Source organism: Parabacteroides goldsteinii DSM 19448 = WAL 12034 (genome assembly GCF_000969835.1).
Lineage (GTDB): Bacteria > Bacteroidota > Bacteroidia > Bacteroidales > Tannerellaceae > Parabacteroides > Parabacteroides goldsteinii.
Map to the genome: position 1 here is coordinate 358445 of NZ_KQ033912.1, position 16833 is coordinate 375277.

The following is a 16833-nucleotide window of genomic DNA, read 5'->3' on the forward strand; positions in this document are numbered from 1 at the left end:
ACATTTATTAGTTAACCGGTGTAAATGTAGGAATAATATTTAAATGCACAATATCGGATTATGCAAAGTATTCATCTTATTTTGTCAAAGATTATAGCCGGATAGCCTTTACTTTTGTAATTACTAAACTTCATCTTATCACATAATTCTAATTACGCTATGAAACGGCTTATAACAGCATTACTTATCGTGTCCGGACTATGTAGTCCGTTCCTCCTTTCGGCGCAGGACTCCTGGCAAAGCCTGATTAACAGGCTTACCTATTACTCACCGGAAAAATACAAATCGGCAATAGATAACCTGAAAAAGAAATATCCTGACAGTTACCACCCCGATAAAGATTGGGAGAAAGCGCTCAGCGAACTGAAAACCGATAAGGAAACACTTATCAGCGGTTTGAAAGCCAAGGACCCCAAAGCGGAAAAACAGGCAAAGAAACTGTTGAAACAACTGGATGCCGCCCTGCTGGCCAATCCTTTGCTGGCGGACAAACAGGTGGTAGCTATCCGCCGGACGCTGGGCGATAAGGCCCGTACAGCCATGAGCGGGCAACTGGGCATCGCCCCTTCCAATTTCCAGAATAATTCGGAGATTGGAAATCCGAAAGCAGGCTGGACCAACGAGTTTGTTTCATTAACCGTCAACCCTGATAAAATAAAACAATCTCTCCTGTACAAACCGGAAGACGGAAAAATCATCACCGATCCGGAACCACACTTCGACGGGAAAAAACTTATGTTTTCTTCCATTGGTACCTCCGACCGCTGGCATCTGTTCGAACTCGACCTGACCACAGGTAAAGCCCATCAACTAACCCCGGATACATATAAAGATTTCGACAGCTTCGACGGATGTTATACACCGGACGGACGATACATCTTCTGTTCGACAGGTACCTTCCTCGGACTGCCTTGTACAGATGGAGGAAATAAAATGTGCGGATTATTCCTGTATGATCCAAAAACAAAACAAACCCGTCAGTTGACATACGACCAGGACAGCAATTGGGGACCGGTCATGATGGACAACGGTACTGTGCTCTACCAGCGTTGGGAGTATGCCGACCTGCCCCATTCCAATTCGCGCCTGCTGTTTACCATGAATCCGGACGGCACCACACAATCGGCTTTCTATGGTTCCAACTCCTACTTCCCGACTTCATTCTTCAATGCTCGCCCCATACCGGGACGACCATCAGCCGTGGTTGGCATAGCCTCCGGTCATCACAGCGTTTCGCGCAGCGGACGCATGCTGATCATCGATACCAATAAAGGCCGCCACGAAGCGGACGGAGTTGTTGCCGAAATCCCGTATGCCGGCAGAAAAGTGGAAGCTGTCGTTCGCGACCGCCTGCCCGACGGTATATGGCCGCAGTTCCTGCAACCGTATCCATTGAACGATACATACTATTTGGTTTCCATGAAGGAAAACCCGGAAAGCTTGTGGGGACTTTATCTGGTCGACACGTTCGATAACCGTACTCTGATTGCCGAAGAGGAAAACGTTGCCTACCTTGAACCGGTACTAATGGACAGTCGTAAATCACCGAATGTAATCCCCGACCGTATCAATCTGGCATCTTCAACTTCCACTGTTTTTCTGCAAGATATTTATGAAGGTGAAGGACTAAAAGGTATTCCACGTGGCACAGTAAAGAAACTACGCATCGGCTCTTTCAGCTTCAGCCCGTGGGGTCAAGGCGGATTGCTGGGCACCATCGGTATGGACGGACCGTGGGACATCAAGCGAATCCTGGGCGAAGTGGATGTCGAAGAAGACGGTTCGGCCATGTTCACAATCCCGGCCAATACGGCCATATTCGTACAACCGCTGGATGCAGAGGGAAAAGCATTACAGGTTATGAGAAGCTGGTTTACCGGAATGCCGGGCGAAACGGTTTCTTGTATCGGTTGCCATGAAGAAAAATCAACAATAGCCATTCCGAAGCGGACAAAAGCATCCCTGCAAAAACCGCAGGCCATCAAAGAATGGTACGGGAAAGAGAGAGGATTCAGCTACCGTCACGAAATACAACCCGTTTTGGATAAATATTGTATCTCCTGCCACAATCAGGACAAACCCGGAAAACCGTACCTGAAAGGGGACAAATGGATTAATGACTGGACTTCAAACATATCGGGAAGAGCCTGGAAAAACGGCGGACATTTTACACTTTCGTATGCCAACCTGCACCGTTACGTGCGTCGGCCGGGTATCGAAAGCGATATGCACATGCTGGTTCCGATGGACGTACATGCCGATCAGACCGAACTGATGCAGATTCTCCAGAAAGGGCATTACGGCGTTAAACTGGATAAAGAGTCTATGGAGAAGCTAGCCTGCTGGATAGACTTCAATGCACCTTTCCACGGACGCCGTTCTGACATTCCGAAGTTTGAAGATGCAGAAAAGAGTAATGAACTTCGTGAGCTATACCGCGAAATGTTCGGTGCCCCGGAATCGACAGCCGAATGGTTACCGGAAATCCCGCAGAATATAGAACCCGTCAGATTTGAAAAGGAACAGAAACCGTTAGGCGATACCCTGCTGGCTAAATGGCCTCTTTATGACCCGACCGAAAAATCATACGCACAATGGGACAACACGCAATGGAAACAATTGGCATTAGGTAACTTTCAGAAAAGCATCCCGCTGGGTAACGGTATTACTTTGGAATTGGTGAAAATTCCGGCAGGTTCCTTCATCATGGGTAGCGACCGGCATCCGGACGAATTGCCCCAAACAATCGTACAGGTAGACAAACCTTTCTGGATGGGGCGTTTCGAAATCACTAACGCACAGTTCAGGGCCTATAACCCGGCACACGATAGTCGCGACGAACACCGCCACGGCTACCAGTTCGGACGCAAAGGCTATTCCATGAACCATCCCGACCAGCCGGCCGTACGCATCTCCTGGCAGGAAGCGATGGATTACTGTAAATGGTTATCCGAAAAAACAGGCATGAAGTTCTCGCTTCCTACCGAAGCGCAATGGGAATGGGCTTGCCGTGCCGGAAGCGATACACCTTTCTGGTATGGCGACATGTCAGCCGATTTCTCACGCTATGCCAACCTGGGAGACATCAAGCTGAAAGAATTTGCCGCCTGTACCGCTTATAAATTCTACGAAAGCGCCATGGTGATAGAGAATCCCAATAAATACGACGACTGGATTCCGCGCGACACGACTTACAACGACGGAGGTTTCATCTCCGAACCGGTAGGACGTTACGTCCGCAATCCATGGGACTTGTTCGATATGCACGGAAATGTATGGGAATGGACCTTGTCTTCCTATCTGCCTTACCCGTACAACGAAAATGACGGACGAAACGAATTGTCTTCGGAAAACGGCAAACGGGTTGTACGCGGAGGTTCCTGGTACGACCGTCCTTACCGTTCGACATCTTCTTTCCGCCTGCCGTACCGTGAATATCAGAAAGTATATAATGTTGGATTCCGTGTAGTAATGACTGAAGAATGATAGAACGCTATTTTAAATATCTGTTTTGCATTGTAGTAGTAATTAGCACTTGTTGCTCGTGCAGCAATACCAGAGAAAAGTTGCTTGTTTCCGGCTGTGGCTGGAAACAGGTAGCAATTCTCGACAAAAAAACAGGAGAGATAGAATGGAGTCACCCGCTTAACAAAGGGGAAGACTGCAACGATGTTGAAATAACCAGGGAAGGAAATATCCTGTATGCCTACACTTCCGGTGCCCGGATGATTACCCGTGACCAACAGACGGTGTGGGACTTCAAAGCAAAGAAAGGGGAAGAATTATTCACCGCAACCCAGCTACCTTCCGGCCATTACATGCTGGCAATCTGCGGCACCCCTTCCCGCATCATCGAACTCGACCCGCAAGGCCATCCTGTCGAAGAGATTAAGTTTGACACCAGCATCACAGGTGTGCACGACCAGTTCCGCCAGATTATAAAGACACCGCAAAACACTTACCTGATACCACTGATGGGGAAAGGGGAAGTAGTTGAAATGACTAAAGAAAAGGAAATTATCAATAGGGTCGAATGCGGTGGCAATCCCTTCGCCATCCAGATACTGAAAAACGGAAACTGGCTGGTATCCTGCGGCGATGCACATAATTTCGTGGAGATAGACCCCGCCGGCAAACAGATTGTCAGAAAAGTCGGAAGCGACGACTTACAGAACATCTCTTTGTTGTTTGTTGCCGAACTGGTCCGGTATGACAACGGAAACACGCTGATAAGTAACTGGAACGGACATAGTAAAGATAAATCGCAACCACTACTGGTAGAAATAACTCCGGATAATACAGTTGTCTGGGCGCTTCCGCTACATCAGGACATTATCAATATCTCAGCCGTCTATTCATTCAGGGAATAAGACGGCTATTCCTTTTTTATTCTTCAATAAGCCATTGTCCGATATTACGTTCGGAGACGTCGAACATAACGCCGACTTTTATCTGTTTACGGTTATCAGCCATATAGGGTATCAGGTATCCTTTATCATTGATTTGTTTTAAAGCCGCTTCAGCAGAACCATTCAGTTTAAATTCAAAAATATAGATAGAATCTTGTGTTTTTAACTACAGCATCCGCACGCCCCTGGGCACTCCGGACTTCCGCATCACAAAACTGCCCCATCTGTTTAAATACCAGATAAAAAACAACTTGATAATGACGTTCAGTCTTATCATTCAACTCATACGAAAAATCAGCAAAGAATGCTTTCAAACGTGTCAGGAAAGAGTCCACATCGCCACTTTCCAACTCACGAACAAATTTACCGATATAAAAACCATTGTCTTCATCGCCGACGGATGTGTAAAACGGAGTTATGAAATCAAGAAAACCATATTTTACCTCATCATTGGGAAATCGCAAAGTATAAAGATGGAAACGCTCATCATAATCCTTTATCGTCAGATAACCGCTTTGATAAATCAATGGGATCGGATTATTTTCGGCTACCCTATATTCAGAGAAAGCAGACTCTTTCATCTCCACACCATCGATTAACGTCCGCAAATCGTATTCGCTCTGCTTTAATAATTCCACCAAAAATGTCGGTGTACCTGTTTGAAACCAATAACTTCCAAACCGGCTAAAACTCAACGTATTTAATAAACTAAACGGATTAAAAACAAACCGCAAATAACGGTCCGCACTTTTCAATACGCCATAAAACGCTTTCAGAGTCTTTAGGTATTCCGTTTGCAGCTTTTCATCATTAAATACCTGTAACAAAGGCTTATCATATTCATCTATCAAAACAACGACCTGACGCCCTGTCTTTTCGTAAGCACGTGTTATCACACCTATAAAACGGTCAGACAAACTATTCTCTCGCGTATCTTTACCCCAAGTATCTTCCCATCCGTTGATATGACGTTCCAGTATATATGTTAATGCTTCAATAGAAGTATATTTTTCTGCATTCAGATCCAGATGCAACACAGGATATTCCAGCCAATCCGTTTCCAGTTTCTCGATAGCCAGTCCTTTAAACAACTCTCTTTTCCCCTGAAAATAGGCTTCAATGGTAGACAACAACAGACTTTTACCAAAACGGCGGGGACGGCTCAGGAAATAAGGCTTTCCCATAGTTGCCATTTTATAAATCAAGGCTGTTTTATCAACATATAAAAAACCCTGGTTCCTTATATATTCAAAACTTTGTATGCCTATCGGTAATTTTCTTACGGCTGCATTCATAACTTTATTTTTTCTCATATAAATATAGGATATTATATCACGTAATAGATTAATTAGAGATGTAAAATTACCGTCTCCCTTAAACGCCGTGCGGCGTCTCGATGAGACGTAACGTTGCGTTTAGGGGAGACGATGGGGTGCGTCGCGGAGAGACGTAAGGCGGCGCCTCGATGCGACGCGGGGAGGTTATTCGATTTCGGGGCGGTCACCATCGCCACTTCCACCCGTGCCTACGGTGAGAGGGCGTTCGTACTCGATGGTACGGGGCTCTTTCAACAGGGTGGTTGTGTTGGAGAACTGGGTGACGATACGTAAGGTGTACTGACCGTCTGCCAAGTCTGATGGGACACGGGCCAGGAGGCATTTCGGATCGTTCGTTGTCAGGCGGCGAGTGACGGGATGCTCCGTGCCGTCGCTGGCGATGAAGAAGACACCGACACCTGCGGCTTCACCGGATACACGGATCTTTTCGCCTTCAATACGGATATCGTCGCCGGGAGTGATGGTATCATTGGAGAGGCCGGTGACCGTATCGATAACCAGGCCAATATTAGCACCGCTATCCTTCACCGTCAGAACTTCCACTCCGACATGGCTCAAGGCTTCACGCATTTCAGAAGAGAGCGTGATATCGAGCGTCACCTTATGTTTCTCAGGATCAAATTTGGCACTCGAGCCGATCCATGGACCTAGCACACGCGGGGTGTACTGGCAGGTTTTCGTGAGAACACTATAACCGTCCATGACCGCTTCACGAATGATGCGGTCATGCTGGTTAATGATTGATAACAAAGTATCGTACTTGTATTCCGAACCTTCATTTACTATCCGCTGCGCGATATCTTCATTACGCAGGGAGTTTTTCATGGTGGAAACTTCGGCTGTGTAGTCGTTATCCACATCTTTTGTCAGAAGGTTCAGGCGGAGCCAGACCTTCCAGAATTTGGTGTAATTTGCCATAAGTGATTAATTTATAAATTATTAATAAGAGATATTTTTTACACAACGAGCATACGCATCATCGTTATATAATCCGCCTAAATTATAAAGGTTAGTATAGCCGCCTCCCCAACCATCAATATTAGGTCTGTATATTGAATACCAATTGTCAATAAGTTGTACCTCATTGGTAAAATATCTATCTTCCGTAAATGCTGCACGGGCAGCATCTCTTATTGTAGTATTACTATACTGATAATAAGTATTGGTAACAGGTCCCACATTATTAGAAAATGCATACTTAAAATCACCAGAAGAAGGAAGATACCAACCTGACGGACAACAAGATGTTCGGATACTATTAAAAGTAGAACCATTCATTGCTCTTCCTCCGTTTACTGATATAGGAGCTACCCACCAATCCAAACGAGCGGTAGTTATTGACCTTGGAGCCTGACCTGTAACACCCGGATATGTCGGAGCTGCTGTTACTACAGTTACAACTTTATTAGCACAACCCGACACACTGTTTTGTATTGTTAATTTACACGATTTCCGATCTATATTCATGATATTCGTCGATGATGAACCCATTGTTACTTTTATTGTATTCAGAATATCACCATTGGAAGCAGTCAATGTCTCATTTACGGTTGCATTAATCCATTGACTTATGACTCCATTCCCTATTAAATTTTTACTTTCTGATATATTAAGTGAAACACCTCTAGGAGAACGTACCTGAAATGTAAAATTATCAGAAGTAGTGGGATAGAATTTGATTTTAGGATCAGATGTCGAAAAAGCATTTACTATAGCAGTACTCGGGGTATTAGAAGCCGTTATACTTGTCGACTCGAACGTTACATCTTTATTCCTATTATTCACTTTTAGCTCTATAGACTTTGTTTCATCATTTTTGTTACGGATTTTAATTGTCCCGGTAGCATTTTGATTCAAAGTTTGCTGAGAGAAAGTTAAATCCATTGTATTATTATCACCACCCGGAGCAACAGTTACCCAACTAGGTTTATCTACATCATTAACCACGCAACCTCCAATAGAGAAGATCGTCAATTTCACAGTGGAACCGTCATTAAACAAATGCATTGTTTTTGAACCTTCATCATAGGAAGAAAGAGAACTTCCACCTGTTATTTCTTTTGTCTTTATTACAGGCAAGCTACTTATCTTTGCAGTAATCAATTCTTTCTTAGTTTTATCTCCCTGGTTGATAATATAAATAGTTTTACCTGTTGAAGGATATGGACTCGGAATGTTTGCTGATGAGGCATTAAGTGTCAATGTATATTCCGATTGAGATAAATCCTGCTTTGTTCTAGGAGTTATGGTCAACCAATCTTCCCAGACGTTACCATTTTCATTCAAAGAGAATTCACTTCCTCCCGATGCAAAAACCTTGAAACCCATAGAGGGAGGTGTATCTTCTTTTGATTGATATAATGTCATTATATTGTCTATATAGCTACATCCATCTGATGAACTTATCTTTGTTACTACCGGATTTGATATGGGTTCCACAATAATTACCGTTTCTTTGGCTGAAATCTTATCGGTAAAACGGATGAAGGCTACAGGGAATTTTGTACCTATATATTCATTTTTCTTGCTTACAGTATATATTGTTGGCGCAGCTTCCGCTTTCGTTGGCATATAGTCAGCCTCCGGATTGATGGTTAGCCATTGATGATCGACATCTCCATTTTCATAGTATAACGTAGTAAAGTAACCGGACGTTGAGTTTCCTTCTATCGTAAACTGAACATCATTGGTAATTGCCATTGTTACCGTACGGGTATCTGTATCATACGTCCCATTTGCATCTGTGATATTTACAACCATACCATTCTCATCCGCTTCCCCACCCGGCTCATAATCATCTATATTACCTTCGTCCGTCCAGTCTTCCACGTTGATCGTGAAGTCAAGATGATATTCGTCGGCTTTAGTGATATTGACCGTGTAGCGGTGATTCTGGGATACTTCTATATAGTTACCATCCCCTTCGGGTTTGAAAGGCACTTTATAGGTGACAGGGACATTTTCGGTCTGGTTAGTGGCATAAGTCCCCGATAAGATCAGGTAACCACCATCTCCCATTGGACTGGGCCAGGTATAGAAAGCGCCAAGGCAGTTACCTGCATTTGCTTTCTCTCCATCGAACGGGCGGGCGGGATAGGTGATCAGATCGCCGGCAGCGGCTGTCGGCAAAGTACCCGTAACTTTTAAAGGAAAGAAACTTACTCCCCGACGGCCATTCGCCATGCTGACCGATTGGATCGTGAACTTAGAGGTGGCAGCATCATTCACGATATCGAAACGCGCCACCGAACGGGTCAGGCGGAAACCCAGTTGCAAACGTGCCGAGACTGAGAAATCGGTCAGGTCGAGCGGCGTAGCATAGGCCCCGGTCATGGGCAGCGGGGTTTTTAGTATGTCGGTTGCCGATGCGGGGTCGAGTTGGATACTTTTGAAGAGCAGGAAATCGGACTCGGTCGGAGTTCCTTCCGTGACAGTGTTACCCGGTTGTCCCGGATTCGATTGCACGAGCGGAATAAAGCCATTAAACACGGTATCAGTGGCCGGATCGATCAGCTTGCTTTGATTGGCGATGCAGTAGATTTTGACAAACAGGCCTTTTTTCAGGGATAAAAGGGCATTCGTCTGTTTGCCGTCGCTACCGACTTCCGTCAGATCGAGAGGCGTCACATCATTGCCCGACGGCATCTCCGCACTGCTTTCGCGATAGCTGAAACGTTCCTGATAGGTGTAGGTTCCATTCTCGGTCGTACTGCCGAAGACGTAGATGTCGAGCGACGAGATTTTGTTCTCATCGGCTGTGGCGATCGCATCACCGGCCTTGGTCTTTACGACCGACAATTTGTTTTTAAGCGTTAGCATCACTTCACGGCGGGCCTCGCTTCCGGAGGGGTCCGGGGCAGACGTCCGGTGCTGTTCCTCCGTCTCGCTGGTGCAGGACGCCACAGAGAGAAGCAGGGTAAACAGGCTGATTCCATATAACTTATTAAATAGTCTCATCTTTATTTTCATTTGTTGATTGACAATCATTCTTTTTCTCGTTCAATGCGGCCAGCAGGAATTTGCCGGGCTTGAACTTCACACTGACACGCGCCTCGATGCGGCAGGTCTCACCCGTTCGGGGATTACGTCCTGTCCGCTCGGTCTGGCTCCAGGCAAAAAAAGTACCGAAACCTTGCAGCGTGAGCCGTTCACCGGACTGCAATGCGTCCGTGAGAACGCCCTCCCAGGCGTTCACAATCTCAACGGATTGGGATTGGGTCAGGGAGAGGCGTTCGGATAGGGATACTACTAAATCGCGCTTATTCATCAGATGGATGGGGAGGCTTCTTTTAGTTTCACATTCACTGTTGTTTTCGCACCTGTTGCCGTAGAGGTAAACGTCAGCGTAGTCGTGTACGTCGCATTATCCTTTGCCGTCGGCAACGTTATCGTATAGACACCTTCGGCTTCCGCAGAGCTGGCGGGAGATACCTGAATCCAGTTGTCCGCCGAAACAGTACTGCTTCCGGTCTCGGGCGATTCGCCCGGTATGGTAACGGCAGTCGCTTTCAGCTGGATGGCCTGCCCGTCTTCATTCAGGAGCGTCACCGTCCGGGTGGCCGCATTGTAGGTATTGTCGTTACTTTCTTCTTCCACCAGGCTGATCTCCGGACCGGTCTGGTCTTTTGGTACAACGATAATATCCAACGTCTTGCCGCTGGCTACATTCGTAAGCTGGATGGTTACCGGGCGGAAATTGCTCATGCTACCGATACCGTCCGCCGTCTTATACGTAAATGTGGTAAGCATGGAGGCTTTCGTCGTGTTCGTCCTCTCACCATCTACGACCAGCCATTCGTCACCACCGGCATAATCCAGTTTTTCGGTGATGCCCTCCACCTTCACATTGTTCGATGCGATGGTAAAGGCCAGTGTTTTCGCAGCTTCGGTAGTCATCATCACCCTGCCGTCTGCGAGCAGTTTCACTTCCGGGCTATTACCTGCATCGGCCAGGGCCAACGCATCTTTGGAAAAGTCGTTATCCGGCTTGTAATTGTCGACTGTGCCCTCGTCCGCCCAGTCAGCCACATTCAGCGTGAAGTCCAGATGGTATTCGTCGGCATCGGTGATCTTGACCATGTAACGGTGGTTATGCGCCACTTCGATATAGTTACCCGTCTCGTTGCCTGCGGGTTTGAAGGGGACCCTGTAGGTGACCGGGATATTGTCGGTTTTGTTGGCGGCATAAGTACCGCTCAGGATCAGGTAACCGCCGTCGCCCACCGGACTCGGATAGGAATAGAAAACACCTGTTCCTTTGGGACTCGCGGTTGTCTGGTCGGCTACATAGTCGCGAACCGGATAGATGATCAGGTCACCGTCGGCAGCCGGCTCGGTTCCCAGGACCTTCACCGGGAAATAGGTGGCGCCGGTACGTCCGTTGCCCATACTCACCGATTCGATGGTGAACTTCGATTTCGACGCATCGTTCTCCACATCGAAACGGGCGACCATACGGGTCAGCTTGAAGCCCAGTTGCGTACGGGCGGAGACGGAGAAATCGGTCAGGTCGAGCGGCGTGGTGTAGGCGCCGGTCATAGGCAGCGGGGTTTTCAGGATATCGGTCGGCTCGTCGGCTTTCAGGACTGCGGTATGGAGCGCCTTGAAGGCTGTCTCGGTAGGCACACCGGGAGTGACAACGTTATCCGGCTGGCCGGGTTTCGTCTGTACCAATGGCTGGAAGCCGGCGAACTCTGCACCGGCAGCGTCGATCAGTTTGGTGCTGTTGGCAATACAGTAGACTTTGACGAAGAGACCTTTCTGCATTTTCAGCAGGGCGGTCGAGTTGTCGGCTCCCGTATTCAGGGTGAAGCTGGTGGCGTATTCGCCGTCGACAATCTGGCGGGCGTCTTCACGGTAATAAAACTGTTGCAGGAAGGTGTAGTCGCCTCCCTCCGTCTTGGAACCGAAAACGTAGACGTCGAGACTGTAGATATGGTTTTCCTCCACCGTGGCGATCACATCGCCGGCTTTCGTTCCGACAGGGCTGACTTTCAGCTTGTTTTTAAGGGATAACAGGACTTCACGGGTGTTGTTTACCGATGCCGTGCCTTCGTCGGGAGGCGTCGGGGGTTCCAGTGTGTTTTCACTGGTGCAGGCGACCAGCAGGAGGCTGGCGGCGATGCTGGATAGTTTATATTTTATGTTCATGATTCTTTTTTTGTTATTTACAGTTTATTGTTTCTTCAACGTAATCGTTTTATCACCTCCGCCGGTAATCGCATTCGTTACAGTGATTGTTATATCATTTGTAGCATCTGCATTTACAGCCGTTGCTGCAGAAATCGTAATTTCTGCCGTACCATCTTCCGCTATAACAGAAGGAGGATTCGCAATGCCGGCCCAAGCACTGCTGACATCCGAGACAGCAATAACGGAACCTTTATAACCTTTGATTTTTACTTTGATTGTTCCGTATGAATCTTTAAAGGTTGTCCCATTTACATTAATATCATCACCCACTATCGTTCCTGCACTGGCTGTATCCAACGTTTTCTCAAATGTTATCGCCGGATCCAACCAGGTTATAGTCAGTGTTGCCGTACGGGTTTCATCACTGCTGTTTTTAGCGGTGATAACCGTTGTGGCTCCGGCTGTAAACTGGGTGGCATCCGTTACTTTGACCTCGTAATTATCGTCAGATTCTTTAGTCATACTCAGACCGGTGACACTGGCAAAGGCGGCTGCTTCATCACAGGTCATTTTTACATACACCTTACTGCCGTTAGCTTTATACATGTCGACTGTTGCTGTGCTTGCGTCAGGGAATGAGACCGTTCCGTTGAAGTCGCTGGCTGTTCCTGCTGTGGCGGCTTCCAGTTTGGGTTTGCTGGCGGCCTTGTTCAGCGTGACGGTCAGGTTGGCTGCTCCCGCCAGGGCATTGGTAAAGAGGATGTCGAAGTCATCGAAGTTGGCTGGAGTGCCGCCTTTGGCTGCAACCGTATATTCGGCATAACGGTTACCGTCAGTATCCGCCCAGGCATGGCTTTCGGTGATTGTCAGCCACGGACACTCCAGGCTTCCCGCTGTAAGGCCTTGCGGGGCATTTACCTTGAAGGTGAAGTTTCCGGTGGCCAGAACGTCCAGGTCGACCTTGATCGTATTGCCGGTCACATCAGCGGCATTGTTCGTATCGGTTCCTTCTTCCATGGTCATGCCCGGTTCGGCCAGGGTTACGGTCAATTCGGTTTTAACGTCACCCGCTTCTTTGTTCTTGAACGTGATTTTCTGTTCGTTACCTACCAGTTCTGATACTTTATTGATCTTTACCGTATAAACAGTCGTATAACCATTCGTTTCACCTGCTTCTGCAACAAATCCGGCAGGGACTTCCACCGTTACCCCTTCGATACACATGGCTTCCACTTTGATAAGGCTGTTATTGAGCTTATACATCGTGGCGGTAGACGCTGCGATATCCACCGCGTTTCCGGTACTATGTCCGTTTACTACCTCTTTCAGGGACGGGGCGGCCAGCGGGCCGTAGAATGTCAGCGTGGTCCACAGGTCGGGATCGTAAGAGGCGGCGTCGTTGATGAAAGTAACGTTTACAGGTTGTTTTCCCGTTGCGTCGGTAGATTTGAATACGAATGTCGTATACCATATGCCGTCCTTCTCTTCGTAAGTCGGGGCATCGAAGGTCAGCCAGGCATCGGGTGCCACATCGGCTTTGGTTGCCGGGGCTTTCTCTGCACGGATTTTACCGGTGGCTGCGAGGGTTGTCTTAAAGGATTTTCCATCCACTACCTTAAATTCAGTGGTGGAAGTTGCTCCCCCGGCATAGGTTACTGCGACCGGGATATCCGCGATATTGCCTCCGTCGGCAGCGGTAAATCCGGTGGCGACATCGAATACAGGTGCATCGTTACCCGGTTTGACTATCACACCACCGCCCGAAGTCCAGTCTTCCACTTCGAAGGTGGAGAAGATGTTTGATTCGGTCACGTCCGTGATGTGCAGCTTGTAACGGCTGTTGGCGTTGATGGCGATGTAATTGGCAGGCTCTGTAGGGGTGGCGTCTTCAGGGGTTTTGACGATAGGGATGTTATAGGTCACATCTATCGGCTGGCCTGTAGACGGGCTGCTGTAGGTACCCTTGATGATCAAAAAGCTCTTATCCGTGGCCAGGTTCGGATAAACGTAAAGGGCACTTTCAAGGGTTCCCACGTTCGCGTTTTCTCCTTTGTATTCGACGTCGGCATAGGTCATCACACCCGTAGGAGGCGTTACCTCCGCCAGTGCCGCACCAAACAGGGAGGCGTTCGGACGGCCCTGTCCCAAAGCGATATGCGTGATGGTCAGACGGGAGGTCGCCGTCGTATTGTCGATGTCGAAACGGGCCACGACACGTTTCAGCGTAATGGCGACTTTAGAGACGCTCCCGCTGATCTTCGTTTTCTCCATTCCCGTCATGACCAGGGGAGTTTTGATGATACCGTCCGCTGCCAGACTGGCCGTATAGGCGGCTTTGAAATCGGCCAGGTCGGTTGCCGCAGCGGCATTCTGGGGCGCACCGTTGGCATCGACCGTTACGGCGGTCAGGCCGCCAAAAGCATTGCCGTCACCTTTAAAAAGGTCGTCCTGGTTCGCCACACAGACCAATGTCAGATACGGAAGGCCTTTCAACTCTCCGGGTTTGATAGAGGCCTTATACGAAGAGCCCGACGATTGAAGGAGGAACTGGTTTCCGGTAGGGGTTGCCTCCGTCTTCGACCAGGTTTCCATGTAATAATACTCGTCATCACCCGCTTCTGCCGACGACGAGGCAAAAAGATAAACCTTCAGGTTCTTTATCTCATTCTCACTGTTGGAAGCGATGGCCTTCGTATATTCCTCGCTCTCACCGCTCCCGCTGAACACCAGCTGGATCTCACCGCCGGCACCGGACGGACTCTCCGTCGTGCCGTCATCGTTTGTACAACCGCTTCCCAGGCCGGACAGGGCCAGAAGCAACATTAAATACGTCTTTTTCATAACTACTCTTTTAAAGTGAATACTATATGTTTAAAAATCTCTTTCAATTCAAAATCATATGGATGCACAAAAAGCAGCATGATACCGGACCCAGTATTATGTAACGATTGTACATCCGTGCATTTTCAAACACGGATGTAATTAATAGGAAAAGAAAGGTTACTTATTCAGCCCTTTGATTGGCTCTATAGATATATCACGAAGCAATAAAGACATTTGTTCTATTGCCATTTTATTTAATCGCAATACTCGTTCATTTTGAGATAGTCCCATCTTGATCAGTTCAGCATTCATACTCTCCAGATTTATAAGAACGATCAATTGATGATATGTAGCGTAATCCCTGATATTACCTGTCAATCCGGGATTTTCATCTCTCCATTGTCTGGCTGTCTTTCCAAAAAGAGACACATTTAATATATCTGCTTCATTGGCATAAACAATACCCTGTAATTTGTTAGCCATAGATTCCGGAATAAGATTTTCCTTTATCGCATCGGTATGTATACGGTAATTAATTTTTACCAGTTCACGATTTAAGTTCCATCCTAAAGAGGAGTTACTATTTTCGTCATTTTTCAGCCGCTGATAATCTTTAATAATATACAACTTAAATTCGGCTGAAATCCAGGATGCAAATTCAAAAGCAATATCAGTATGGGCAAAAGTCCCTCCATAACGACCTGCCTTTGAAATAATACCGATTGCATTTGTTGCTGTAATCCATTTTTGGGGAGAAAGAGTAAAAGCATTTGTTCCTGCTTCCATTTTAAACCCGTCAAATTCGACGGGTTTAAAATCCGGATTATTCAATTTCTCCCAAAGGCCAAGAAACTGGATAACATCTTTTCCTCTCATCCAGTTTTTTATTACATCGTTGGGATCATCACTTTTATAACGGGCAATATCCGTCAAAGAAATGTAATCATTATTTCTTCCTAATGATAAGATTGAAACTTGTCTGCCATCAGCATTGATTTCCGCTTTTACACATTTTTCTTTTTTCATAGACTAAATTGTTTTGATTGATAATGCGCAAATATAAGGAAATATATATTCTTCACAAACCATGAAAGAATATATTTCAAGTCTTACCTAAAAATTCCCATTAATTACACCATGTCAAAGAACGCTTATATCTATCCGCTACGCTCCCGTACCGGATTAATTATCTGTTAGCCGATCGCACCGCCTTCGTCCCAATCCGATTCCGTAACTTCCGTGACGATGATCTTATCGGCATAGACCGTGACCAGGATTTCGAACTCCTGCTCGATGTTCCGGTCCATATCCATCGGTTTTTTGGCAAAAAAGCGGTACAGGTCCAGATCGCCGACGATACGTTCGTCGTTACGCCACAGGCTCCATAACTGGTGCGTGCCTGAGGTATAGCGGAAAGTGACGAACTCGCCTGTCACTTCGCCGTCGTAATTCATCGAGGCACGTGTTTCATGGTTGATACGGGAAGTGCTGATGTAAGGGACTGCATACGAACCGCCCTCCGGCTGTTCCTCACTCTCCCAGCCTTTCACAAAGCCGTATTCCGAGGCGATCCCCTTCATCCGCATCCGGTAGGTACCGCCTTCCGCCGGCGCATCCGCCATCCATTGCACCGTGACATGCAGCGAGGCATGGGCATGCGAGAGGTAAACACGGCGCCGGAAGCTCCGGCCTTCCTCCACGCGAAACGTCAGGTTACCGTAATACAGCCGACCGGTGTTCATCCGGTATCCCGCAGGGGCACCGGATGTGACGGCGCTCAGTTCCATATCGGCCAGCCTCTCTCCGGATTCCGGCTCTATAGCCAGGCCGTCACTGCCGTCGTCCGCCAGGTTGCCCCAGAGGACGACCGTATATTCACCCGCCGCCAGGTTGCCCTGCCAGCCGCGGATACTGTCGCCACGGAGGGTTTCGACGCCCAGCAGTTTACCCTCACTGTCGAACAGGTACTGCCGGAGGTTGTCGACGTAGACTGGCAGCTCGTTCTCGCTACCGCTACCTGCAGACCTGTAGTCCAGGCGGGTATTGTAGGGACAAACGCCGGGTTCATCTCCGAAAGTGCAGCTTGATTGCAGTACTGTCAGTATCATAAAAATCAAATGCTTGAAATATCT

The 16833-nt window shown here is 47.5% G+C and carries 9 protein-coding genes and 1 pseudogene; 2 read left to right on the forward strand and 8 right to left on the reverse strand.

Annotated features, from left to right (window positions below):
- Positions 1 to 159: 159 nt before the first annotated feature.
- Together HMPREF1535_RS01720 and HMPREF1535_RS01725 are read left to right on the forward strand one after the other, a co-directional pair.
- A complete protein-coding gene (locus HMPREF1535_RS01720; protein ID WP_046145111.1) occupies positions 160 to 3486 on the forward strand; it encodes an SUMF1/EgtB/PvdO family nonheme iron enzyme in 3327 nt (1108 codons plus the stop codon).
- Positions 3483 to 4370, forward strand: coding sequence for a beta-propeller domain-containing protein (locus HMPREF1535_RS01725; protein ID WP_046145112.1), 888 nt, complete (start codon positions 3483 to 3485; stop codon positions 4368 to 4370). The genes HMPREF1535_RS01720 and HMPREF1535_RS01725 overlap by 4 nt, the downstream gene beginning before the upstream one ends.
- Positions 4371 to 4386: 16 nt before the next feature.
- Here HMPREF1535_RS01725 and HMPREF1535_RS01730 read toward each other — a convergent pair.
- The 8 genes and pseudogenes from HMPREF1535_RS01730 to HMPREF1535_RS01765 form a co-directional block, all read right to left on the reverse strand.
- A pseudogene (locus HMPREF1535_RS01730) lies at positions 4387 to 5704 on the reverse strand (ATP-binding protein).
- Positions 5705 to 5890: 186 nt separating this feature from the next.
- On the reverse strand, positions 5891 to 6664 hold the full coding sequence (locus HMPREF1535_RS01735) for a DNA-binding domain-containing protein (protein WP_007659121.1): 774 nt from the start codon (positions 6662 to 6664) through the stop codon (positions 5891 to 5893).
- A gap of 21 nt (positions 6665 to 6685) precedes the next feature.
- Positions 6686 to 9703 carry a fimbrial protein gene (locus HMPREF1535_RS01740; protein ID WP_046145113.1) on the reverse strand — a complete coding sequence of 1006 codons (3018 nt, stop codon included), beginning with the start codon at positions 9701 to 9703 and terminating at the stop codon, positions 6686 to 6688.
- Complete coding sequence (locus tag HMPREF1535_RS01745) at positions 9690 to 10013, reverse strand: HU family DNA-binding protein (RefSeq protein ID WP_007659123.1); 324 nt, start codon at positions 10011 to 10013, stop codon at positions 9690 to 9692. The genes HMPREF1535_RS01740 and HMPREF1535_RS01745 overlap by 14 nt, the downstream gene beginning before the upstream one ends.
- Positions 10013 to 11896: a hypothetical protein gene (locus HMPREF1535_RS01750; protein ID WP_046145114.1), complete on the reverse strand. Its 1884-nt coding sequence runs from the start codon at positions 11894 to 11896 to the stop codon at positions 10013 to 10015. The genes HMPREF1535_RS01745 and HMPREF1535_RS01750 overlap by 1 nt, the downstream gene beginning before the upstream one ends.
- Before the next feature lie 24 nt (positions 11897 to 11920).
- Positions 11921 to 14719 carry a hypothetical protein gene (locus HMPREF1535_RS01755; RefSeq protein ID WP_046145115.1) on the reverse strand — a complete coding sequence of 933 codons (2799 nt, stop codon included), beginning with the start codon at positions 14717 to 14719 and terminating at the stop codon, positions 11921 to 11923.
- A 159-nt stretch (positions 14720 to 14878) separates the two neighbouring features.
- Positions 14879 to 15727: a KilA-N domain-containing protein gene (locus HMPREF1535_RS01760; protein ID WP_010802370.1), complete on the reverse strand. Its 849-nt coding sequence runs from the start codon at positions 15725 to 15727 to the stop codon at positions 14879 to 14881.
- 167 nt (positions 15728 to 15894) lie between these two features.
- Positions 15895 to 16809, reverse strand: a complete 915-nt coding sequence (locus HMPREF1535_RS01765; RefSeq protein WP_235438496.1) for a FimB/Mfa2 family fimbrial subunit — start codon at positions 16807 to 16809, stop codon at positions 15895 to 15897.
- Between the last annotated feature and the right edge of the window lie 24 nt (positions 16810 to 16833).